This window comes from Microbispora sp. ZYX-F-249 (genome assembly GCF_039649665.1).
Classification (GTDB): domain Bacteria; phylum Actinomycetota; class Actinomycetes; order Streptosporangiales; family Streptosporangiaceae; genus Microbispora; species Microbispora maris.
Genome location: NZ_JBDJAW010000050.1, coordinates 30,609 through 51,942, shown reverse-complemented (window position 1 = coordinate 51,942; position 21,334 = coordinate 30,609). Strand labels below are relative to the sequence as shown.

The 21,334-nt window shown below is 72.4% G+C and carries 23 protein-coding genes; 16 read left to right on the top strand and 7 right to left on the bottom strand.

Annotated features, from left to right (window positions below):
• Positions 1-196: 196 nt before the first annotated feature.
• The 5 genes from AAH991_RS35560 to AAH991_RS35540 all read right to left on the bottom strand — a co-directional run bounded on the left by AAH991_RS35560 (position 197) and on the right by AAH991_RS35540 (position 2,040).
• On the bottom strand, positions 197-442 hold the full coding sequence (locus AAH991_RS35560; protein WP_346230334.1) for a hypothetical protein: 246 nt from the start codon (positions 440-442) through the stop codon (positions 197-199).
• The gene (locus tag AAH991_RS35555; RefSeq protein WP_346230333.1) at positions 435-662 is read right to left on the bottom strand and encodes a DUF6158 family protein; all 228 of its coding nucleotides are present in this window, start codon (positions 660-662) and stop codon (positions 435-437) included. The genes AAH991_RS35560 and AAH991_RS35555 overlap by 8 nt, the downstream gene beginning before the upstream one ends.
• Before the next feature lie 10 nt (positions 663-672).
• Positions 673-819 carry a hypothetical protein gene (locus AAH991_RS35550; protein WP_346230332.1) on the bottom strand — a complete coding sequence of 49 codons (147 nt, stop codon included), beginning with the start codon at positions 817-819 and terminating at the stop codon, positions 673-675.
• A 151-nt stretch (positions 820-970) separates the two neighbouring features.
• Positions 971-1,192 carry a DUF397 domain-containing protein gene (locus AAH991_RS35545; RefSeq protein WP_346230331.1) on the bottom strand — a complete coding sequence of 74 codons (222 nt, stop codon included), beginning with the start codon at positions 1,190-1,192 and terminating at the stop codon, positions 971-973.
• Complete coding sequence (locus AAH991_RS35540) at positions 1,189-2,040, bottom strand: helix-turn-helix domain-containing protein (RefSeq protein ID WP_346230330.1); 852 nt, start codon at positions 2,038-2,040, stop codon at positions 1,189-1,191. Before AAH991_RS35540 ends, AAH991_RS35545 begins: the two co-directional genes overlap by 4 nt.
• A 151-nt stretch (positions 2,041-2,191) precedes the next feature.
• On the opposite strand from AAH991_RS35540, the gene AAH991_RS35535 reads away from it, so the two are divergent.
• From AAH991_RS35535 to speB, 7 genes are all read left to right on the top strand, one after another.
• Positions 2,192-2,635: an ATP-binding protein gene (locus tag AAH991_RS35535; RefSeq protein WP_346230329.1), complete on the top strand. Its 444-nt coding sequence runs from the start codon at positions 2,192-2,194 to the stop codon at positions 2,633-2,635.
• Positions 2,636-2,739: 104 nt separating this feature from the next.
• A complete protein-coding gene (locus AAH991_RS35530) occupies positions 2,740-4,179 on the top strand; it encodes an MFS transporter (RefSeq protein ID WP_346230328.1) in 1,440 nt (479 codons plus the stop codon).
• A gap of 130 nt (positions 4,180-4,309) precedes the next feature.
• Positions 4,310-4,435 carry a hypothetical protein gene (locus AAH991_RS35525; protein ID WP_346230327.1) on the top strand — a complete coding sequence of 42 codons (126 nt, stop codon included), beginning with the start codon at positions 4,310-4,312 and terminating at the stop codon, positions 4,433-4,435.
• Positions 4,436-4,614: 179 nt separating this feature from the next.
• On the top strand, positions 4,615-5,454 hold the full coding sequence (locus AAH991_RS35520) for an LLM class flavin-dependent oxidoreductase (protein ID WP_346230326.1): 840 nt from the start codon (positions 4,615-4,617) through the stop codon (positions 5,452-5,454).
• 131 nt (positions 5,455-5,585) lie between these two features.
• Positions 5,586-6,050: a PH domain-containing protein gene (locus tag AAH991_RS35515; protein WP_346230325.1), complete on the top strand. Its 465-nt coding sequence runs from the start codon at positions 5,586-5,588 to the stop codon at positions 6,048-6,050.
• The gene (locus tag AAH991_RS35510) at positions 6,047-7,657 is read left to right on the top strand and encodes a PH domain-containing protein (RefSeq protein WP_346230324.1); all 1,611 of its coding nucleotides are present in this window, start codon (positions 6,047-6,049) and stop codon (positions 7,655-7,657) included. Before AAH991_RS35515 ends, AAH991_RS35510 begins: the two co-directional genes overlap by 4 nt.
• 35 nt (positions 7,658-7,692) lie before the next feature.
• The gene (speB, locus tag AAH991_RS35505) at positions 7,693-8,706 is read left to right on the top strand and encodes an agmatinase (protein ID WP_346230323.1); all 1,014 of its coding nucleotides are present in this window, start codon (positions 7,693-7,695) and stop codon (positions 8,704-8,706) included.
• A 102-nt stretch (positions 8,707-8,808) separates the two neighbouring features.
• Here the strand turns inward: speB and AAH991_RS35500 are convergent, their stop codons facing one another.
• Positions 8,809-10,131 carry an alpha/beta hydrolase family protein gene (locus AAH991_RS35500; protein ID WP_346230322.1) on the bottom strand — a complete coding sequence of 441 codons (1,323 nt, stop codon included), beginning with the start codon at positions 10,129-10,131 and terminating at the stop codon, positions 8,809-8,811.
• A 228-nt stretch (positions 10,132-10,359) separates the two neighbouring features.
• On the opposite strand from AAH991_RS35500, the gene AAH991_RS35495 reads away from it, so the two are divergent.
• The 9 genes from AAH991_RS35495 (at position 10,360) to AAH991_RS35455 (ending at position 20,352) form a co-directional block, all read left to right on the top strand.
• Entirely contained in the window at positions 10,360-11,700 is a 1,341-nt protein-coding gene (locus tag AAH991_RS35495; RefSeq protein ID WP_346230321.1) for a sensor histidine kinase, read from the top strand.
• Entirely contained in the window at positions 11,685-12,395 is a 711-nt protein-coding gene (locus tag AAH991_RS35490) for a response regulator (protein WP_346230320.1), read from the top strand. The genes AAH991_RS35495 and AAH991_RS35490 overlap by 16 nt, the downstream gene beginning before the upstream one ends.
• 127 nt (positions 12,396-12,522) lie before the next feature.
• Positions 12,523-13,560: a serine hydrolase gene (locus tag AAH991_RS35485; protein WP_346230319.1), complete on the top strand. Its 1,038-nt coding sequence runs from the start codon at positions 12,523-12,525 to the stop codon at positions 13,558-13,560.
• A gap of 98 nt (positions 13,561-13,658) precedes the next feature.
• The gene (locus AAH991_RS35480; protein ID WP_346230318.1) at positions 13,659-14,693 is read left to right on the top strand and encodes a rod shape-determining protein; all 1,035 of its coding nucleotides are present in this window, start codon (positions 13,659-13,661) and stop codon (positions 14,691-14,693) included.
• Positions 14,694-14,716: 23 nt separating this feature from the next.
• Positions 14,717-15,523, top strand: coding sequence for a rod shape-determining protein MreC (mreC, locus tag AAH991_RS35475; protein WP_346230317.1), 807 nt, complete (start codon positions 14,717-14,719; stop codon positions 15,521-15,523).
• Complete coding sequence (locus AAH991_RS35470) at positions 15,523-16,104, top strand: rod shape-determining protein MreD (protein ID WP_346230316.1); 582 nt, start codon at positions 15,523-15,525, stop codon at positions 16,102-16,104. Before mreC ends, AAH991_RS35470 begins: the two co-directional genes overlap by 1 nt.
• A 64-nt stretch (positions 16,105-16,168) precedes the next feature.
• Positions 16,169-18,130: a penicillin-binding protein 2 gene (mrdA, locus tag AAH991_RS35465; RefSeq protein WP_346230315.1), complete on the top strand. Its 1,962-nt coding sequence runs from the start codon at positions 16,169-16,171 to the stop codon at positions 18,128-18,130.
• Complete coding sequence (gene rodA / locus AAH991_RS35460) at positions 18,127-19,293, top strand: rod shape-determining protein RodA (RefSeq protein ID WP_346230314.1); 1,167 nt, start codon at positions 18,127-18,129, stop codon at positions 19,291-19,293. Before mrdA ends, rodA begins: the two co-directional genes overlap by 4 nt.
• A 15-nt stretch (positions 19,294-19,308) precedes the next feature.
• A complete protein-coding gene (locus AAH991_RS35455; RefSeq protein WP_346230313.1) occupies positions 19,309-20,352 on the top strand; it encodes a DUF2293 domain-containing protein in 1,044 nt (347 codons plus the stop codon).
• A gap of 6 nt (positions 20,353-20,358) precedes the next feature.
• Here the strand turns inward: AAH991_RS35455 and AAH991_RS35450 are convergent, their stop codons facing one another.
• Positions 20,359-21,261: a serine/threonine-protein kinase gene (locus AAH991_RS35450; protein ID WP_346230312.1), complete on the bottom strand. Its 903-nt coding sequence runs from the start codon at positions 21,259-21,261 to the stop codon at positions 20,359-20,361.
• Positions 21,262-21,334 lie beyond the last annotated feature (73 nt).

Sequence of the window (21,334 nt, the reverse complement as noted above, 5' to 3'; positions counted from 1 at the left end):
ACCCCCCGTGGACACCGGCCGACCAGCCGCAAGCCAAGCACCCGCCCGCTCAGAGCGCGTACCCCCCGTGGACACCGGCCGACCAGCCGCAAGCCAAGCACCCGCCCGCTTTGAGCGCGTACCCCCCGTTTTCACGGCGGTGGAATCGCGCGAAGCGATCCCGCTCCTTGGGCCCACGAGGGATCGCACCGACCGCTCAGTATTCGAGCCCCCAGTCGTGGTCGCCGAGCAGGTAGGCGCCGTTTTCGGGCCGCAGCCTGCCGCCTGCGGCCAGGCTGTCGAGGCACCGCCGTACGGTGTCCTCGGGGAGCCCGGTCATGCCCGCGACCTCGGCGGCGGTCGCCGGTTGTTCCTTCACGTTCAGGGCGGCGGCGGCCTCGTAGACCGCCAACTCCGCCGTCGTCATCTCCTGGGCGTCTTCCAGGCTCTTCTCGTCAGGCACTCCGCTGTCTCGCCCCCTCACGCAGCCGCTCCGGATCGACCTGCCGGTCCGGGTAGCGTGCGAGGTACTCGCCCTCCAGCTCCTGCGTCCGCGAGGTGTGGCGCTCCAGCGCGTCGTCCGACCCGTGGAAGAGCGTCTCCGACCGGGTCTCGTGCAGGTGGCGCAACTCGCGGAGCAGGTCCTCGTCGCCCAGGTCCCGCGGGTCGACTCCCATGGTCATGACGTCCTCCTCATACCTCTGTCGGCTTGTCCCAGCGTTCGTCCGGGTTCTTGTCGTCGGGCTCCGCGTTGGGCGGGTCAGTGGCGGACGGGGCGAACTCTCCGGCGATGTCCGGCTCGTCCTCGGTATCGATGTATCGGCCGTCTTCCTGTCGCATGCCAGGTCTCCTGCCCGGTGAAACGCCCGCCATACCGGTCCGCCGCACCGGACCGCACCCGGAACGCTCCGGACCACTCGCGGAACGCCGTACGGCCCGCCCCGCGCCGGCAGGTGCGCGACGAGGGGCGGGCCGTACGGAAACGAAGGTCTCAGGACAGGTCGAACTCCCCGCCCTTCACCCCCTCGATGAACGCCTGCCACTCGCCGGGGGTGAACATCAGCCGCGGTCCCTGGGGATCCTTCGAGTCGCGCACGGCGACGCCGTCACGCAGACACGCCACCTCGACGCACTGGTTGCCGACGGTGTTCGAGCGCGCCGCCTTGCGCCAGACCGCGCAGGCCAGGTCGTCCGCCGGTACGAGTCCCCTCATCGTCCTGCCATCTCCTTCTCGACCGAAATGATCATTTCCATGGACTTCTCCGGGCCGAGCGCGGCGGCACGAAGATGATCGAAGACCTGGACGTACTCCCGGATCTCCGCCGTGTTCTCCAAGTACAGTTCGCCGCTCATGTTCTCCAGCAGCACGACGTCGGCATCACCGGGATCGGGGAAGGCCAGGATCGCCAGCGAGTTGCCCATGCCGAGGTAGGCGCCCGCGTCGAAGGGCAGCACCTGCACGGTGACGTTCGGCTGGAGGGCCGTGTCCTGCAACCTGCGCAGTTGCTCGGCCATCACCGGCGGGCCGCCCACCGGCCGGCGCAGCGCCGCCTCGTCGACGACGGCCCACAGCTCCATGGCGTCGGGCCCGGTCAGGCGCCGCTGGCGCTCCATCCGGGCCGCCGCGCGCCGCTCGATCTCCGCCGGGTCCTTGACCAGGGCGGCGCCGATGACCGCACGGGCGTAGTCCTCGGTCTGGAGCAGCCCGGGCACCAGCAGCGGCTCGTAGTTGCGCACCGAGGACGCCTCGGCCTCCATGCCGACGTACGGCCCGGGCAGGACGTCGTCGTAGGCGCGCCACCATCCGCGCCGGCCGGCGTCCCTGGCCAGCGCGATCAGCGCCTCCCTCGCGGAGCCCTCGACGCCGTAGAGATCGAGCAGGTCGCGGATGGTCCGGGTGTGCGGGCGGGTGTGGCCGGACTCGATCCGGTACACGGTGGAGACCGCCACGCCGAGCCGCCGGGCGACCTCCTCGCGGACGAACCCGGATTCACGCCGCAGACGCGTCAGCTCGCCGGAAAGCCGGCGGAGCCGGACCGTTGGGCCGCCTACTCCCCTCATGGGCCGAACTCTCCCTTTCGCCACAAAAGGAAACTATGCAATCGTGCATTCGCCATATTGCGTAGCCGTTTTGCAAAGTGCAGGATGAACGAAGTCTTGCACGGACCTCGAATCGCCATCCGCAGACGGGTGCACAGGGAGTTATCACGGGATGACAATTCTCAACCTCTCGGGGAGAATCGCGATCTCACGTCCCTTCTCGGGAGCCCCCTCCCAGGTGCGGGCCGCCCGGCGGTTCGTGGCGAGCCGCCTCGGTGACGGCCACCCCTGTCGTGACGACGCCGTGCAACTGATCGGCGAGCTGGTCGCCGAGTCCCTGCGGCACGCCGTCTCCTGCGGGCGCCCGCCGGGCTACGGCGTGTCGGTCCTGGTCGCGCCCGCCGCGGCCCGCGTCACGTTGTCCACCCAGGGCTGCGGCTGCTGGACGTCCCCCGAGCTGACGCCGGGCCGCGGCGTCCATCTCGTGGACCTGTTCACCCGGCGCTGGGGCGTGTCGGCCAGCCGCACCGGGGTCTGCGTATGGTTCGAGCTCGGGCACGACGCCGCCGTGCCGCCGCCCAGGAGCGTGGAGAGCGAGGGCACCAGGACGGCCTGAACTCCGCTCCGCACCGCCCGCGGCCGGGACCGGTGAGAAGCAGAACGAATTTCTGGCTCGATACGGGGTAGACGGGCGCCATATCTTCCGAAGAAGGGGACGATATGGCGCAAATAAGCACCGACATTCCCGCGCGGCTGGATCGGCTCCCCTGGGCCCGCTGGCACTGGCTGGTGCTCATCGGGCTTGGCACCGTCTGGATCCTCGACGGGCTCGAGGTGACCATCGTCGGGGTCATCGGGCCCCGGATCACGGACCCGGACAGCGGGCTGGGACTCACCGACAGCGAGGTCGGGATCGCCGCCGGCGTGTACGTCGCGGGAGCCTGCCTCGGCGCTCTCTTCTTCGGCCACCTGACGGACCGGTTCGGGCGCAAGAAGCTCTTCCTGTTGACCCTCGCCCTCTACCTGGCCGCCACCGTGGCCACGGCCTTCTCGCACGACGCCTGGTACTTCTACCTGTGCCGGTTCTTCACCGGCGCCGGCATCGGGGGCGAGTACGCCGCGATCAACTCGGCGATCGACGAGCTCATCCCGGCCCGCGTACGCGGCACGGTCGACCTGGTGGTGAACGGCTCCTTCTGGCTGGGCACCGCGCTCGGCGCGCTCATCGCGATCCCCGCCCTCGACACCGGCCTGCTGCCGGCCGATCTCGGCTGGCGCCTGCTGTTCGGCCTGGGCGCCGTCCTCGGCGTGGGGATCCTGCTGGTCCGCCGTACGGTGCCGGAGAGCCCACGCTGGCTGTTCATCCACGGCCGCGAACGCGAGGCCGAGGAGATCGTCACGCAGATCGAGAGGCATGTCCGCGAGGAGAGCGGCAAGACGCTCGAACCGGCTCACGGGGAGATCAGGATCACCCAGCGGGAGCGCACCCCGCTCACGGAGGTGGCGGCGACGCTGCTGCGCCGCTACCCCAAGCGCACGACCGTCGGCCTGTCGCTGTTCGTCGGCCAGGCGTTCCTCTACAACTCGATCTTCTTCACGTACGCGCTGGTGCTGTCGACGTTCTTCAAGGTGCCGGACGGCACCACGCCGTGGTACCTCATCCCGATCGCCATCGGGAACTTCCTCGGCCCGGTCCTGCTCGGCCGGTTCTTCGACACGATCGGCCGCCGGACGATGATCGCGGGCACCTACGTGCTGTCCGGCCTGCTCCTGCTGGGCACCGCCGCGCTGTTCAACGCGCACGTGCTGACCCCGGTGACCCTCACGGCCTGCTGGATGGTGGTGTTCTTCTTCGCCTCGGCGGGGGCGAGCAGCGCCTACCTGACGGTCTCGGAGATCTTCCCGATGGAGACCAGGGCCCTGGCGATCGCGCTGTTCTACGCGGTCGGCACCGGGCTCGGCGGCATCATCGGGCCCGTGCTGTTCGGCCGCCTGGTGGAGAGCGGGGTCGTCGGCAACGTCGTGGTCGGCTACGTCATCGGCGCGGTCCTGATGATGGGGGCAGGACTCGTGCAGTGGTTCCTGGGCGTGGAGGCGGCCCGGCGGTCGCTGGAGGACATCGCCGCCCCGCTCAGCTCCGAGCAGCACCAGATGGTCTGACCCACCCTCCGGCACGGCCCGCATCACCACGGTGTGCGGGCCGTACCGCTTCGGATGCCACTCCGTCCTCTGGGGTATCAACCACCACAGATGCGCACATAAGGCGCATCCTCGTACATCCGGGGGAATCATGGCTGACGACGCTCAGAAGAAGAAACCGGTGAAGTCCAGCGGCAAGGCGAAGAGGACGGCCATCAAGGAAGCCCGCTCGGCGAAGCAGGCCAAGAAGGCCAACCGCCCCGCCGAGGGCGAGTGACCCGCCGTCCGCGGTGACGCCGTGATCCGGCCGGGCCCTGTCCGGGCCCGGCCCTCCCCCCGCACCGCCCCGCTCCTCCGCCGCGTCACGCCCGGACGGCCCCCGCGTGCGGCGCGTCCCCGGGTCCTGGATACTCGGAGGGCCGCAGAGCCGATCTCGCCTGAGCTGGAGGGCCGCCCGTGAGGCTTGGAGTCGTCTTCGACCGCGACCTGCCACCGGAGTCGCTCCCGGCGTTCGCCGGGGAACTCGACGGCACGGCGGTCTCCGACCTGTGGGTGGTGGAGGACCTCGGCTGGACGGGCGGGATCTCCTCGGCGGCCACGGCACTGGCCGCGACCTCACGCCTGCGCGTGGGCCTCGGCATCACCCCGGCGCCCCTGCGCAATCCGATGCTGCTGGCGATGGAGCTGGCCAATCTGACCCGCCTGCACCCCGGGCGGCTCGCCGCAGGCATCGGGCACGGCGTGCAGGCGTGGATGCGCCAGGCGGGCGCCGCCGCCTCGTCGCCGCTGTCGCTGCTGGAGGAGACGATCACGTCCGTACGGGCGCTGCTGCGCGGCGAGACCGTCACCCTGCACGGACGCGAGGTGCGCCTGGACGGCGTCCGCCTCGTCCACCCGCCGGCCGAGCCGCCACCGGTCCTCGCCGGAGTGGTGAGCCCGCGCTCGCTGGCCCTGTCGGGACGGGTGGCCCAGGGCACGATCCTCCCCGAGGGACTCGGCCCGGAGGAGGTGCGGTCGATGATCGAGCGGATCGGCGCGACCGGCGACCACGAAGTGGTGGCGTTCGTCCACCTCTACGTCGGCGACGGCGCACGCGAGGCCATGCGGCCCGCGGCGGAGGAGCAGGCGGCGTTCCTGCGGGTGCCGCCGGAGGAGGTCGCCATGGCGACGGGCTCGCCGGAAGAGGCGTCCGCACACGTCAGGGCGCTGTGGGAGGCGGGCGTCTCCACGGTCGCCGTCCGCCCGGTGGGCGCCGACCCGCTCTCCCACGTCCACAAGCTCCTGTCCGCCCTCTGATCCGCCGTACGCCACCGGGGGCATGACATTTGTCCTGAGAAGGACAGGATCGGCTCCACTACGCCGCGACGCGGGCGATCGGGCAGAGTTGGGACGTGGACACCCCGACCCTCCGATCCCCACAGCATCGAGTGAGCCGTACCGCCGTCTGGTACTGGGCCGCCCGGGCCGCCCTCGGCTGGCTCGTCGTCATCGCGGCCCAGGTGTTCTGGCTCGTGGTGGACGACGAGAACGCCCTGCCCGTCACCACGCACGCGGCCGTTCTCGTCGTCACCGCCGTCGTCGCGGTGGCGCACGTCACGGTCATGCCGCAGTGGCGCTACCGGGTGCACCGCTGGGAGGCCACCTCCGCGGCCGTCTTCACGCAGTCGGGCTGGTTCAAGCAGGAGTGGCGCATCGCCCCCGTCTCCCGCATCCAGACCGTGGACAGCGAGCGCGGTCCGCTGGAGCAGCTCTTCCGCCTGGCCAACGTCACCGTCACGACCGCATCCGCCGCCGGCCCGATCAAGGTCGGCGGCCTCGACCGGGACACCGCCCAGCGCCTGGTCGCCGACCTCACGGCCGCGGCGCAGGCCACGGCGGGTGACGCCACATGATCGATCCCGTGGCCGAGACGGTCTGGCGCCGGCTGAGCCCGCGCATGCTGGTGGTCCACCCCTTCCAGGAGGTCGTACGGGCCGCCCCGGCGCTGCTCGGCCTGCTGGTCGCGGGGTCGAGCAGCGGCGGGAAGGGCCATTTGTGGACCGTCGGCGGCGTCGGCCTCATGGTCGTGCTCGGCATGCTGCGCTGGTTCACCACGACCTACCGGATCACCCCGGAGCACGTGCAGGTCCGCCGCGGCCTGCTGACCCGGAAGGTGCTGACCGTGCCCCGCGACCGGGTCCGCACGGTGGACGTCACCTCCCACGTGCTGCACCGCGTGCTCGGCCTGGCCCGGGTCGAGGTGGGGACGGGCACCTCGGAGCGCAGACACGAGGGCCGGCTCAAGCTCGACGCGCTGACCACCGCCGAGGCCGCCCGCCTGCGCGTGGAACTGCTGCACCGCTCTCCCGCCGCCTCCACCGCTTCGGCAGAGAAGGCCGTCGTGACGCCTCCCGCCGGAAGCACACCGGCGGCGGAGACCGAGCTCGCGCGGATGCGTCCCGAGTGGGTCAGGTTCGGGCCGTTCACGATGTCCGGGCTCGTCACCGTGGGCGTCGTCGCCGGCTTCGTGTCCCGCCTGGTCTCGGAGGGCAACGTCGATCTCGGCCGGGTCGGGCCCGTCCGGGAGACCTGGCGGTGGTTCAGCGCGCTGTCGCTCCCGCTGGAGATCGCGACGGTGGTGCTCGTGCTGGTCGTGTTCGTGAGCGTCGCCTCCACGCTCGGCTACGTGCTGGCCTTCGGCAACTTCCGGCTGACCCGGCACGCCGAGGGCACCCTGCACGTGACCCGGGGACTGCTGACCACGCGGGCCACCACCATCGAGGAACGGCGGCTGCGCGGCGTCGAGGTCGGCGAGCCGCTGCTCCTGCGCGCCGTACGCGGGGCCCGCCTGGCGGCGGTGACCACCGGCCTGCGCGCGGCACAGGGCGCCCAGCGCGGCGGATCGATGCTGCTGCCGCCCGCGCCGCGTGAGCGGGCCGTGTCGGTGGCCCGGCTCGTGCTCCCCCGCGTCTCCGCCGGCACCCGGGACGCCCGTGATGCCGCGGCCTCCGGCGGCGCCTCGCCGGTCACCGCGGGCCTGACCGCGCACGGCCCGGCCGCGCTGCGCCGCAGGTTCACCCGCGCGTACGGCGTGCACGCGCTGGTGCTGGCCGCGCTGCTCGCGCTGTGCTGGTGGGCCGGGCTGCCCTCGTGGACGTGGCTCACCACCGCCGCCCTGCTGCCGCTGACGGCCCTGCTGGCCGCCGACCGCTACCGCTCGCTCGGCCACGCGCTGACGTCCGGCTACCTGATCACCCGCTGGGGCTCGATCGTGCGCCGCCGCGTGGTGCTGGAGTGCGACGGCGTCATCGGCTGGAACATCGAGCGCTCGTTCTTCCAGCGCCGGGCCGGCCTGGCGACGCTGACGGCGACCACGGCGGCGGGCAAGCAGGGCTACCAGGTGCGCGACGTCGACCTCGCCGAGGCGCTGCGCCTCGCCACCGCGGGCACCCCGGGGCTGCTCGACCCGTTCCTCGTCGAGGCCCGCACCATGTCCACCTTGTCGGCTAATAGCATGTGATGCCCGATAAGACCGGTTGTCCGTCAGGAGTTGGATTGTCCCGCTACGGCCAGATGTTCGGCCCCGACATCACGTTCCTCGGCGTCGAGCGGTGCGACCTCGACGACCCCGCCGGCTACGCGGACGCCGACGTCGTCATCCTGGGCGCGCCGTTCGACGGCGGCACCTCCCACCGTCCGGGTGCGCGCTTCGGCCCGAACGCCATCCGCCAGACCTGCTATCTCCCCCACGACGGCTCCCGCCCGAGCCTCGCGCTGCGGGTGGACGCCCTCAAGGACCTGCGGGTGCTGGACGCCGGGGACGTGGAGACCTACGCCGGGGACATCGAGGGCAGCCTGCGCGCGATCGAGGACGCGGTCGCCGCGATCGCGGCCTCCGGGGCGATCCCCGTCGTCCTCGGCGGCGACCACACGATCGCCCTGCCCGACGCGACCGGCGTGGCCCGTCACCACGGCTTCGGCCGGATCTCGATGATCCACTTCGACGCGCACGCCGACACCGGCGACATCGAGTTCGGCCACCTGCACGGCCACGGGCAGCCGATGCGGCGGCTCATCGAGTCGGGCGCGATCCGGGGCGACCGGTTCCTGCAGGTCGGCCTGCGCGGCTACTGGCCGGGGCCGGACATCCTCGACTGGATGGCCGGCCAGCGCATGCGGTCGTACGAGATGACCGAGATCGTCGCCAGGGGCCTCGACGAGTGCCTCACCGAGGCGTACGCGATCGCGCTCGACGACTGCGACGGGGTCTACCTGTCGGTGGACGTGGACGTCTGCGACCCGGGGCACGCGCCGGGCACCGGCACGCCCGAGCCGGGCGGCCTGTCGGCCCGCCAGCTCCTCGACGCCGTACGCCGCACCTGTTACGAGCTGCCCGTCGTCGGCCTGGAGATCGTCGAGGTGGCCCCGCCGTACGACCACGCGGACATCACGGCGTACCTCGGCAACCGGGTCGTCCTCGAGGCGCTGTCGGCGATCGCCCGCCGCCGCAGGGACGCCGCGGAAGGCACCCGCTGGGACCCGAAGCAGCCCCTCCTCGACGGCCGCTGATCCACACCGCCAGCCGCCGGGCTCACTGTGCTGGTCGATCGCGCACCGTTCGGCGTGACACGACCGATCAGCCCCGTCACCACGGCCGTACAGGTCCCGGCCTCAGGCGCAGGTCTTCCGCGCGGTGTCACACAGCTTGACCTCCGGGTAGCGCTTCGACGGCTTGTCCAGCAGGGGCTGGGGCCTGTGGCGCAGGTGCAGGTCGAAGAAGGCCGCGACGTGGCTGCGGGTGATCTCCACGGCGCGGGCCCCGGGCAGGCCGGGATTGCGGTAGATGCCGAGTTGCTCCACCAGCAGCGCGGTGTCGGTGAAGGAGACATGCTCTGCCCCTGTCACCACGAGCCAGCGCTTCCATCCCGTCAGATGGGCCCAGTCGCGGTCCCACGTGGTGTCCTTGCCTCCCGGGCTGTGCATGGCCCGCGTGCCCAGGAAGAGGAACGGCCGGGACAGTCCGCTGTCCGGGATCGGAGCGAATGTGGTGCCGTCCATGTCGATCCCGGCACGTATGCGGGTGTCCTGCAGCATGGCGGCGATGGTGCTCGCGCCTCCCGCCGAGTGCCCGGCCATCGCGACGCGGGAGCGGGTGATCAGTGAGGCGCCCTTCCATTTGGGGTGCGTCCCGATCAGTTCGTCGAGCACGAAGGAGACGTCGGCCGCCCGGCTCCGGCCCACCGTGTTCCAGAACTCCTGGTTCTTGCCCGCCTCACATGCGACGCAGGTGGTGACCCGGCCGTCGGGGAAGGTCGTGGCCAGGCTCTCGTAGGTGTGGTCGATGCCGGCCACCACATAGCCCCTGCTCGCCAGTTCCTCGGCGAGCGCGGTCAGCGAGCTGCGGGGTTCGGTGAAGCCCGGGGAGAGCACGACCAGGGGCAGACTGTGTTCACGACCGGCCGGCGCGGCGTCGACGAGGGCGTTGGTCCGCGTTCTGCTCAACGCGTCGTACGGCACGCCGGTGATCTCTCCGCCTTTCAGGATGAGCTCCGACTCCTTGGCCGTCATGTACGGGGCGCGGTTCCCTCTACGGGTTTTCGCCGGGTACCACAGGGAGACCATGAGCTCCCTCGCCTTCACGCCGGGGACCCAGGGATCGGTGCGGGAGCCGTCCTTGAGGTAGAGGGACGTGGTGCCGACCGGCCGGGATCCGGTCGGTTCCGGGAGCCGGGGCCTGCCGATCCCGGCGGACGGAAGACCGGGGACGGATGCGGCGGAACCGGGCGACGCGTTGGGCGGCGTGGCGCCGTACACGACCGAACCCGACGCGGAGGCGCAGGATGCGGCGGCCGCGAAGGCGATCAGAGCCGCGACGGTGGTGGCGCCTCGGCTGATCCGGCGGGGCGGCGGCGACGCACCCGCACAGGCGTCTGCACCGTCGCCTGCACCGTGTACTGAGGCGGGGCTTGGCGTGCTCTCCATCGCGTGATCCATGACCTGTCCTTCCGGGTGGGGGGCCCCTCGACGGAGCTCGTGCGGCCGGTGGCGGCAACGACGCTAGGGGCCGGGCAGGCCCGTCCGCGTCGGCTGCCCGGCCGATATCGACCCCATCCCGGGGAGGAGCCCTCCGCGGGGTCGTCCTTCCGATGTACTTCTTGCGGAGGTCGGATCCGGTCACTGAGGCTGACGTGGGACGTGCCGCGCGATCAGGACAATGAGACGGTGAGCGAACGACGTGGATGGTGGCAGTTCACGCTGGACGTGCTGCGCCCCGTGCGGAAACCCACCCGGCTTTCGCGCCGGTCGCTCCTCACCGACCTGCTGCTCGCGATCGCCTTGACCATTGCGGCCGTGGCCGCGACGGCGGGCGCCACAGACGGCGCTCATCGTGTCGACGAGCAGCCGCACTCCCTGTCGGAGCCCCTGCGACTGCGGCCCTCTCCACCGCCGCGAGGCGGCGATGTACCGCCTGACCGCTGGGGACGGCCTGTCATCGCCCCCGACGACGGCCAGGAGGATTCCGGCCCGCTTCCGCTCCTGGTGGTTCTGACGGCTCTGCCGCTGGCGATGCGACGGTTGTACCCACTGATCACCTTCTGGGCGGTGCTGGCCGCGGCGTTGGCCACCCACGACGACGCGACGTGGATCACCGTGCTGACGTTCGCCATCGCCGGGTACGGGGCCGTGGCCCACAGCCCGCACCGTGCGCCGGCCATGGGGGGACTCGTCCTCGCTGCCGTGCTGGCAGGAGCCGCCTTCCGGGACTCCGTCCCGGCGTTGCCAAGCTGGCTGGGGCCGTTCGTGGTGCTGATGAGCGCCGGAGTCGCCGCCGCTTTCGTCCGATCCTGGCGGCGGCAACTCGACGCCGACCGCGGTCGAGTCACGGAACTACTGCGCGCCCAGGAGGAGGCCACGCGCGAGGCCGTCCGGGAAGAGCGCTCCCGGATCGCCGGCGAACTGCACGATGTCGTCACCCACAATGTGAACGTGATGGTGATCCAGGCAGGCGCGGCACGCGCGGTGATGGACACGGCTCCGGCTCAGTCGAAGCAGGCCCTGCTGGCGGTCGAAGCCGGCGGCCGGGCCGCCATGGCGGAACTACGCAACGTCATGGGGCTGCTGGCCGGGCCGGAGAGCGAGCGGGCGGGCGACAGTGCCGACGGGCTCGAACCGCAACCGGGACTCGACCAGCTCGACTCCTTGATCGAACGGGTTCGCGCAGCCGGAGTGCCGGTCAGCGTCGAGATCTCCCCGCCGCCCCGCCCACTGCCGCCCGGGGTGGAACTGGCCGTCTATCGCGTCGTCCAGGAGGCCCTGACCAACACGATCAAGCACGCGGCCGGCGCGGCGGCGTCCGTCGCCATCGGCCACCGAGGCGGCTGGCTGGAGATCGAGATCAGCGACACCGGCGGCAGGCGGACGGCCAGCGCGGGAGACGGCCAGGGCCGGGGCCTGATCGGGCTGCGGGAGCGGCTCGCCCTCTACGGCGGCACCCTGGAGGCCGGACCGCGGAGCGACGGCGGCTACCGGATCAAGGCGCGGTTTCCGTGGGCCACTTCGTGAACGGGCCGACGCGCGTGGTCATCGCCGACGATCAAGCGCTGGTTCGCAGCGGGTTCGGGATGATCCTCGCCGCCGACGGCATCGAAGTGACGGCCGAGGCGGCCGATGGAGCGGAAGCCGTCGCCGCCGTCCGGCGTACTCGGCCGGACGTCGTGCTGATGGACATCCGGATGCCGCGGATTGACGGGCTCGAAGCCACCCGGCAGATCATGGCTGCCGACCCGGGTGAGACTCGCGTTCTCATTCTGACCACCTACGACCTCGACCACTACGTTTACGCCGCGCTCACCGCAGGGGCCAGTGGCTTCCTGCTCAAGGACGTCACACCCGAGCACCTGGTGGCCGCGGTGCGTCTGGTGCGCGCAGGCGACGCTCTGCTCGCACCGACGATCACCCGCCGTCTGGTCGAGCGGTTCGCCCGCCGCGACGAGGCCGGGGCAGCCGTGCACGGGGATCTGTCGGAGCTGACACCCCGGGAGCTGGAGGTGTTGCGCCTGCTCGCCACCGGGTCGAGCAACGCCGAGCTCGCCGACCGGCTGAGCCTCAGCCCGACGACGGTGAAGACTCATGTCGCGCGCATTCTGTCCAAGCTCGGCCTCAGGGACCGGGTTCAGGCGGTCGTGCTCGCCTACGAAACCGGGTTGGTCACCCCGGGCTCGCTCGCCGACCGGCCGCCGGGGAGTACGCCTGCCTGAGCCGCCCGCACCTTATGTCCTACCGCGGGTCGGTGGTGTCCACTGCATCGACTCCGCAGGGGAGAGGGAAAGCTCAACCTGACATTTCCACGCATCGGGCGACAGACGATCTGCTAGGCATGGTCGGGTGACGCGATCGAGAACCGCCGCCGTCCTGGCCGTCTCCGCCGTGCTCCCGGCGCTCCTGACCGGCTGCTCCTCGGGTGGCGCCGCAAGGGCCGGCGGCGCGGCGGACGCCGGAGGCGGCTCGGCAGGTTTACGGGCAAGCGCCCCGGCGGCGCCGGCGGGGACCGGGGCCGGCACACCGGTGCGGGCGAGCGGGCCGGTGCGGGCGAGCGGGCCGGCGACCGGGGAGACGGCGGGCGAGGCCGCCCGACCGGTCCGGTCACCCGCCAGGCCCGTGCGGGTGCCCGCCGGGGTGACGGCGGGGTACGCCGTGGTCGACGTGACCACGGGCAAGACGGTCGCCCAGCACCTGGCGCACCACCGGTTCCGGTCCGCGTCGGTGGTGAAGATCCTCATCGCGACCGACTACCTGGAGCGGCACAAGGGCGCCGTTCCCGCCCGGGACAAGGCGCTCCTGACGCCCATGCTGCGCGGCAGCGACGACGACGCGGCGACGGCCCTGTGGCGGCGCGGCGGCCAGGGCGAGATCGTCCGCCGCATGGCCCGCCGGATCGGCCTGACCGAAACCGCGCCGCCACCCGCCGCCAAACCCGGGTTCTGGGGCTATACGGCGATCAGCGCCGCCGACATCGCACTCGTCTACCGGTATCTGCTGCGGCGGGCCGAGCCCCGCGTCCGCGACTTCGTCCTCGGCAACCTGCGCAGGGCGTCCAAGTGTGCGAGCGACGGCTTCGACCAGTACTTCGGACTCCCGCGTGCCGTCCCCCGGCCCTGGGCGGTCAAGCAGGGTTGGTCGGGATACGGCGCGGTTCCTCCCGTCAAGTGCACCCGCGCGACGGTGGCGTCGCACCGTATCGGGGCGGTCACAATGGGCGGCAACCCGGTTGATTTCGGCCGTCCGGTGCTCCACACTACTGGCGTGATCGGCGACCGGCTGATCATGGTGGTGCTCACCCTGCAGCCCTCGGGGGCGTCCTTCACGAAGTCGGCGGAGCGGGTGACGAAGCTGGCGAGAGACCTCTATCTCAGCGTCGCCTAGCGTGTCCGGTTCGTACGGGAGGGACCGTTCTGTTTAGAGGCGGGGCCGCCGGGCAGCGATCACGCGTGCTCTCCCTCCTCTCTGAAAGCTGGTCGGCGATGGGTTTCCCGTGGGGATTGCTCGGCCGGGACATGGCGGTCGATCTCGGCACAGCTAACACGCTCGTGTACGTGCGCAAGAAGGGCGTCGTCCTCGACGAGCCCTCCGTGGTGGCGATCAACCTGCACACGGACAGGATCGTGGCGGTCGGGACCGCGGCGAAGGAGATGATCGGGCGCACCCCGCCCCACATCGCCACGCTGCGCCCGCTCAAGGACGGTGTGATCGCCGACCTCGACGCGGCCGAGCGCATGTTGCGGCACTTCATCCAGGTGGCGCACAAGAACCGCTACCTGGCCAAGCCGCGGGTCGTCGTCGCCGTGCCGAGCGGCACCACGAGCGTGGAGCAGCGCGCGGTCAGGGAGGCGGCGTACGAGGCGGGCGCCCGCCGTGTCCACATCATCGAGGAGCCGATGGCCGCGGCGATCGGCGCGGGGCTGAACGTGGGCGACACGACCGGCAACATGGTCGTGGACATCGGCGGCGGCACGACGGAGGTCGCGATCGTCTCGCTCGGCGGGGTGGTCGTGTCGAAGTCCGTGCGGGTCGGCGGCGACGAGCTCGACGAGGCGATCGTCAACTACGTGAAGAAGGAACACTCCCTGATGCTCGGCGAGCGCACGGCCGAGCACATCAAGATCAAGATGGGCAGCGCCCGGCCTGGCGGCGACGACGAGACCTCGCTGCCGATCCGGGGCCGCGACCTGGTGACCGGCCTGCCCAAGACCGCCACGATCAACCGGGCGCAGGTCAGGGAGGCGATCGAGGACCAGGTCCAGACGATCGTCGACGCCGTGCAGACCACGCTGGACCAGTGCCCGGCCGAGCTGGCCGGCGACCTCATCGACAACGGCATCGTGCTGACCGGCGGCGGCGCGCTGCTCGACGGGCTGGCGGAACGGCTCGGCGACGCCGTCGGCATGCCGATCAACCTCGTCGACCAGCCGCTCCAGTCGGTGGTGCTGGGCGCGGGCCGGTGCGTCGAGCGCTTCGACGACATGCAGGACGTGTTCCTTCCCGAAACGCGTCGATGAGGGCCGCAGGACGCCGGACGCCCGTGTTGCTGGCGCTCGTCTCCGTCGCCCTGATCGTCGCCGACACCCTGACGCCGCTCGACCCGTTGCGGGCGTTCGGGTCGGCCGTGTTCGGCGGGCTGGAGAACGCGGCGTCCGCCGGCGTCCGATGGGCGCCGGGGCAGCACCGTGTGGCCGAGCTCGAGGCCGAGAACGCCCGGTTGCGCGCCGAGCTGCTCGCCGCCCGCCGCGTGACCCCCTCCCCCGCCCCGGCGGACGGCTATCGTGCCCTGCCCGCCCACGTCGTCGGCTTCGGCCGGGACGGCACGGTCACCGTCGACGCCGGCTCCGAGGGCGGCGTGGCCCGCGACATGACCGTGTTCGACGGGAACGGTCTGGTCGGCCGGGTCGTGCGGTCCGGTCCCGGTACGGCGACGGTCCAGCTCGCCACCGCCTCCGGGTCCTCGATCGGCGCGCGGCTCGAGGGCTCGCGGGAGGTGGGGCTGGTGACCGGAGTCCCCGAGCGCGGGCTGCTGCGGCTGAGCCTGCTCAACCCCGCCGCCGAGGTGAAGCCGGGCGACCGGGTGGTGACGCTGGGCTCGCGCGACATGCGGCCGTACGTGCCGGACGTGCCGATCGGCGCCGTGGTCGCGGTCGAGCCCGCGCCGGACGCGCTGACCAGGACGGCGCTCGTGCGGCCCTTCGCCCGCTTCACCGCGCTCGACCTCGTCACCGTGGTCCTCGGACCGCTGCCGGACGCCGCCGCCCCGGCGAAGGACGGCCCGGAGAAGAGCGGCACGGAGAAGACCAGCACGGAGAAGAGCGGCGCCGAGAAAGCGAAGGGGGCGTGATGAAGGCGATCGTCCTGTCCCTGCTCGTCGTCCTCGTCGCACCCGTGCTCCAGGTCGCCGTGGTCAACGGGCCGGCGCTGCCCGGCGGCGGGCCCGACGTCGTGCTGATCGGCGTGATCGCGCTCGCGCCGCTGCTGCGGCCCAGGCCGGAGGCCAGGGGTTTGCCGGAGCGGGGCACCGCGGGAGGAGGGGCCGGGGCGTTCCTGGGGTTCGCCGCCGGCCTGGCCGCCGACATCGCGCCGCCCGCCGACCACACCATCGGGCGGCTCGCCCTGGTCGCGTGCCTGGCCGGGTGGGTGTGCACGCGGCTCACCGCGGACGCCACGACCGGGCGGCGCGCCGCGGTCGCCGCCGCCGTGGCCCTGGGCGCGACACTCGCCGGGGGCGTGCTCGCGGCCCTGCTCGACGGGACGCCCTGGGGAACGGCCCTCGCGCCCGGCGCCCTCGCCTGGACCGCCGGCCTGGCCGCGCTCGTGACCGCGGCGCTCGCCTTGCTGCCCCGCCGCCGGTCGTTCGGGCGGGTGCGCGGGCCACGGGACAGATCACGCGATCCGTACGCGCCCGGGAGGCGGCTTGCGTAGGAGCGTCCGGCAGCGTGGTCCTCTCAACCGGGGTCGTAACCGAACGCACGGCCGCCTCACGCTCGTGTTCGTCGTGGTGACCGCGCTCATGCTGACCCTGCTCGGCCGCCTGTGGTACCTGCAGGTCGTCACCGGCTCGTCGTATGTCAGGGCGGCCACGGAGGCGCGCGTACGCTCGGTCGTGCTGCCGCCGGTGCGGGGGCAGATCCTCGACGTGCGCGGCCGGCCGCTGGTGGCCAACGAGACCAAACCGCAGGTGTCGGTGGACTACATGGCACTCATCCACCAGCCCGACGGCGGGAAGGACGTGCTGACCCGGCTCGCCCGGGCGCTGGGCCGGCCGTACCGGGAGATCGCCGACCGGGCGCGGCTGTGCTCCGCGGGCGTGCCCCGGCCGTGCTGGCCCGGCTCGCCGTACCAGCCCATCGTCGTCGCCGACGGCGTGAGCGTGCGCACGGCGCTGTGGATCGCCGAGCGGCAGAGCGAGTTCCCCGGCGTCAGCACGGCGTTGCGGCCGGTCAGGACCTACCCGCTCGGCCCGGCCGCGGCGCACGTGCTCGGCTACCTGCAGCCGCCCTCCCCCGACGACCCCGAGGGCGGCCCGGAGCTGATCGGCCGCGACGGTCTTGAGGCGGAGTACGACCGCGAGCTGGCCGGGCGGACCGGCATCAGGCAGATGGCGGTGGACAGCACGGGCAAGGTCACCGGCCTGGTCCGCGAGGAGGCCGCCGTGGCCGGGGACACTTTGGTGACCAGCATCGACGCGCGCGTCCAGGAGGTGGCCGAGCGGGCGCTGGCCCGGGCCGTGACCGCCGCGCGCAAGCGGGGCGAGCCCGCCGACAGCGGCGCGGCGGTGGTGCTGGAGGCGAAGACCGGGCGGGTGACGGCGATCGCCGACTATCCCACCTACGACCCGGGCGTGTGGACCGGGGGCATCTCGCAGCGCGACTACGAGGACCTGCCGCTGGTCAGCGCCGCCGTGCAGGGGCAGTGGCCGCCGGGCTCGACGTGGAAGGTGACCTCGACCGCCGCGGCCGCGAAGGCGGGCTACTCGCTGCGGGCCTCCTACGACTGCCCGGGCGGCTACAAGATCGGCGGCCGGGTGTTCCACAACTTCGAGAGCGCCGAACTCGGCCGGATGGACATGCGCCGCGCGCTGGTGGTGTCCTGCGACACGATCTTCTACCGGTTCGCGGAGAAGATGTGGCAGCGCGACGGCGGTCTCAAGCCGGTCAAGCGGCCCAAGGACCCGATGCAGGCGATGGCCAGGGAGTTCGGGTTCGGCACCGCCACCGGCGTCGACCTGCCGCACGAGGCGGCGGGCAGGGTGCCCGACCGTGCCTGGAAGAAGGCCAACTGGGAGCGGACCAGGGCCGACTCCTGCCGCCGGGCCAAGACCGGTTATCCGGAGATGTCCGACCGCAAGCGGGCGGCCTACCTCAAGGCGCTCGCCGCCGACAACTGCCGCTCCGGTGGCGTCTGGTGGGCCGGCGACGCGGCCAACTTCTCGATCGGGCAGGGCGACGTGCTGGTGACGCCGCTCCAGCTCGCCCGGGGGTACGCCGCGCTCGCCAACGGCGGCACGGTCTTCAGCCCCAGGATCGGCAAGCAGGTCGTGCGGCCCGACGGCGCCGTGGTCCGCACGATCACCCCGCCCGTCGTGGGCAAGGTCGACGCGTCGCGCAAGACGCTGCGGTTCATCCGCGACTCGCTGGCCGGCGTGCCGCGCACGGGCACGGCCGCCGGGGCGTTCGACGGGTACGCGTTCAAGCGCCTGCCGATCGCCGGGAAGACCGGCACCGCCGAGGCGTACGGCAGGCGGGACACCTCGTGGTTCGCCTCCTTCGGCCCGCTGAGGAAGCCCAAGTATGTCGTGGTGGTCGTCGTCTCCCAGGGCGGCACCGGCGGGACCACGGCGGCCCCGGCCGCGCGGGAGATCTGGGAGGGCATCGCCGCACTCGGCCACGGCAAGGAGAGCAAGAAGCACAAGGACCAGAAGAAGCACAAGAAGGACGGCGTGCGATGACGACGCTCGGTCCCCTGTCCGTACGGCTGCCGGCGGGCCGCGCGACGAGGCGCCGGTCGCAGGCGCGCCTCGGCCTGCTCCCCGCGTTGGGGCTGGTGCTGCCCGCGGCCGCGTTGTCGGCCGTCGGGCTGGTGCTCGTGTGGTCGGCCACCCGCAACGAGCCGGGCTCGACGCTGCCGCAGCGGCAGGCGCTCAGCGTGGGCATCGGCTTCGTGCTCATGTGGGCCGTCTCGCGGATCGACCTGCGCGTGCTGCGGGCCTACGTCCCGGTGCTGTACCTGCTCGGGCTGGCCGGCCTGATCGCCGTGCTGACCCCGCTGGGCCGTACGGTCAACGGCTCGCACGCGTGGATCGTGCTCGGCCACGGGCTGCAGTTCCAGCCGTCGGAGTTCGCCAAGGCGGCCACGGTGCTCGCGCTGGCGACGGCGCTCGGCGAGCCGCGCGACGGCGAGCGCAGGCCGGGCGCCGGGGCCGTGCTGCTCGCCCTGGGCCTCGTCGCGCTGCCGGTCGGCCTGATCGCGCTGCAGCCCGACTACGGCACCGCGCTCGTCTTCCTGGTGGTGGCCACCGGGATGATCGCGGTGTCCGGCGCGCCGAAGAGGTGGTTCGCGGCGTTCGCCGCCGCCGGGGCCGCCGCGCTGCTCCTGGTGTGGCGGCTCGACCTCATCCGGCCCTACCAGCTCCAGCGCCTGATGGTGCTGGCCGACCCGGACGCCGACCCGATGGGCGTGGGCTACAACGCCACCCAGGCCAGGATCGCGATCGGCTCCGGGGGCCTGCTCGGCAAGGGGCTGTTCCACGGAGAGCAGACGGCGGGACATTTCGTGCCCGAGCAGCACACCGACTTCATCTTCACGGTCGCGGGCGAGGAGCTCGGCTTCGCCGGCGCCGCCTGCGTGATCCTGCTGATGCTCGCCCTGCTGTGGCGCGGCCTGTGGATCGCGGCCAATAGCCCGACGCCGTTCGGCACGGCCATGGCCGGTGGTGTGGTGTGCTGGCTGGCGTTCCAGACGTTCGTCAACGTGGGGATGACCATGGGCCTGCTGCCGGTCGCCGGGCTGCCGCTGCCGTTCGTGTCGTACGGCGGGTCGGCCACGATCTCCAGCCTGGCGGCCGTGGGGCTGCTGGCGGCCGTGAACCGGCGTACGCGCACGCCGGCATAGGGCAGTCTTGGAGGAATGCGCAGCAAGCTCGGCGGACGGGTGGCCCAGGCGGCGGAGATCGCCCTGGCCACCCGCAAGTACGTGACCCCGATCGACGTCCTCACCGGCCTGCGGTGGCTGCACGACCGCCACGTGGAGACCTGGCGGCAGGGCCGCGCCGACAGCCTGGAACGGCTGGCCGCCGTGGACGCCGTCCGGATGGAGGAGGCGCTGTCGCACCTGCGCGCGTGGGCCCTGTCCCGCGACCTGCTGGAGAGCGAGGCGACGTACACGGCGGGCACCCGCGACCGGCGGCCGCTGCGCTTCACGGTGGCGGGCGGCGAGGACCTGGAGCGCGCCTTCCGCGTCCACTGGCTCTCCCCGGAGCTGAGCGAGGCGCGGCGGCGGCAGATCGCCGAACGGCACAACAAGGCCCCCGACCTCGTGGTGGTCGCCCCGCTGGACTCGTGGACCTGCGCCGGATGCGGGGAGACCGGGCCATACCTGATCATGGAGGATGACCGGCCGCACTGCCTGACCTGCGCCGACATGGACCACTTGTGCCTTCTCCCGGCGGGCAACGCGGCGCTGAGCCGCCGCGCCAAGAAGGAGAGCGGACTGTCGGCGGTGGTGGTCCGCTTCAACCGGCGGCGCAAGAGATACGAACGGCTCGGCGTGCTGGTCGAGGAGGAGGCGCTGACGCGGGCCGAGGAGCAGTGCCTGGCCGACGAGGAGGCACGGTTGCGCCGCCGGGAACGCGACCGCGAGCGCAGGGCCGGTGAGGACGCCGAGTTCCAGGCGAGGATGGCGGCGGAGATCCGCCGCCTGTTCCCCCGCTGCCCGGCCGAGCGGGCCGAGGCCGTCGCCGCGCACGCCGCCGTACGCGGCAGCGGGCGGGTCGGCCGCACCGCCGCCGCCAGAGTGCTGGACGAGAGCGCCATCACGCTCGCCGTCGTCGCGAGCGTGCGCCACCTCGACACCGACTACGACGAGCTGCTGATGTCCGGGGTGCCGCGGATGACCGCCCGTGAGCGGATCCGGTCCCGGGTCGAGGAGGTCCTGACCGCCTGGCGCGCGTGAGCCTTCTCAGCGGACGCGGCCGACCATCTGGGCGTACATCCGCCCGGGGCTGGGCACCGACGACGGGTTGAGGAAGCCGGGCAGCGGGGGCAGGTCGACCGCGAACGGCTGCAGCCGCTCGAACAGCGTGTGCGCGTCGGGCGGCCGGTTGTCCGGCTCCTTCTCCAGCAGTTCGGCGATCAGGCGGTCCAGCTCGGCGGGCACCCCGGGCACCCGGGGCGGCCGTTCCTTCACCTGCTTGTCGAACACGGCGTACTCCGTCGGCCCGGTGAACAGCTGGTTGCCGGTCAGCATCTCGTGCAGCACGCAGCCGAGGGAGTACAGGTCGCTCTTCGGCCCGGCGACGCCGCGCTGGATCTGCTCGGGCGACATGTACGCCGGGGTGCCGAGGATCTGCCCGATCCGGGTGAACTGCGCCGTCAACCCGGCGACATCCGTCTCACGCAGCATGGCGAGCCCGAAGTCGAGCACCTTCACGCTGCCGTCCGGGCAGAGCATGAGGTTGGTGGGCTTGAGGTCCCGGTGGCAGATCGACAGCTTGTGCGCGGCGGTCAGCACGGCGCACGCCTGGGCGGCGACGGCCGCGGCCCACGGCACCGGCAGCGGGCCGTGCTCGCTCAGCAGGTCGGCGACCGTCACCCCCTCGATGAACTGCATGACCTGGAAGAGCCGCTGCTCGTAGGTGCCGAAGTCGTACAGGACGGGCGCGCCCGGGTGGTCCAGCTTGGCGAGGATCCGCGCCTCGCGGAGGAACCGGCGCTGCAGCTCCTCGTCCGGGCCGTCGGGCAGCCGCAGGAACTTCACCGCCACCTTGCGGTCGAGCCGCCGGTCGTGCCCGCCGTACACCGCGCCCATGCCGCCCTGGCCCAGGGGAAGGTCGTCCAGCTCATACCGGTCGCCGATGACCATGCGCCCCTCCCGTCGGCCTATCGGGGAAAAAGCTACCGGATTCGTCCGCGATGTTCGGGCTCGGCAACCGGGT

Excerpts from the sequence above, each read along its gene's own strand:
- AAH991_RS35555 (WP_346230333.1), bottom strand. The coding sequence starts at position 662 with ATGACCATGGGAGTCGACCCGCGGGACCTGGGCGACGAGGACCTGCTC.
- AAH991_RS35550 (WP_346230332.1), bottom strand. The coding sequence starts at position 819 with ATGCGACAGGAAGACGGCCGATACATCGATACCGAGGACGAGCCGGAC.
- AAH991_RS35545 (WP_346230331.1), bottom strand. The coding sequence starts at position 1,192 with ATGAGGGGACTCGTACCGGCGGACGACCTGGCCTGCGCGGTCTGGCGC.
- AAH991_RS35540 (WP_346230330.1), bottom strand. The coding sequence starts at position 2,040 with ATGAGGGGAGTAGGCGGCCCAACGGTCCGGCTCCGCCGGCTTTCCGGC.
- AAH991_RS35535 (WP_346230329.1), top strand. The coding sequence starts at position 2,192 with ATGACAATTCTCAACCTCTCGGGGAGAATCGCGATCTCACGTCCCTTC.
- AAH991_RS35530 (WP_346230328.1), top strand. The coding sequence starts at position 2,740 with ATGGCGCAAATAAGCACCGACATTCCCGCGCGGCTGGATCGGCTCCCC.
- AAH991_RS35525 (WP_346230327.1), top strand. The coding sequence starts at position 4,310 with ATGGCTGACGACGCTCAGAAGAAGAAACCGGTGAAGTCCAGCGGCAAG.
- AAH991_RS35510 (WP_346230324.1), top strand. The coding sequence starts at position 6,047 with ATGATCGATCCCGTGGCCGAGACGGTCTGGCGCCGGCTGAGCCCGCGC.
- AAH991_RS35500 (WP_346230322.1), bottom strand. The coding sequence starts at position 10,131 with ATGGATCACGCGATGGAGAGCACGCCAAGCCCCGCCTCAGTACACGGT.
- AAH991_RS35480 (WP_346230318.1), top strand. The coding sequence starts at position 13,659 with ATGGGTTTCCCGTGGGGATTGCTCGGCCGGGACATGGCGGTCGATCTC.
- AAH991_RS35470 (WP_346230316.1), top strand. The coding sequence starts at position 15,523 with ATGAAGGCGATCGTCCTGTCCCTGCTCGTCGTCCTCGTCGCACCCGTG.
- rodA (WP_346230314.1), top strand. The coding sequence starts at position 18,127 with ATGACGACGCTCGGTCCCCTGTCCGTACGGCTGCCGGCGGGCCGCGCG.
- AAH991_RS35455 (WP_346230313.1), top strand. The coding sequence starts at position 19,309 with ATGCGCAGCAAGCTCGGCGGACGGGTGGCCCAGGCGGCGGAGATCGCC.
- AAH991_RS35450 (WP_346230312.1), bottom strand. The coding sequence starts at position 21,261 with ATGGTCATCGGCGACCGGTATGAGCTGGACGACCTTCCCCTGGGCCAG.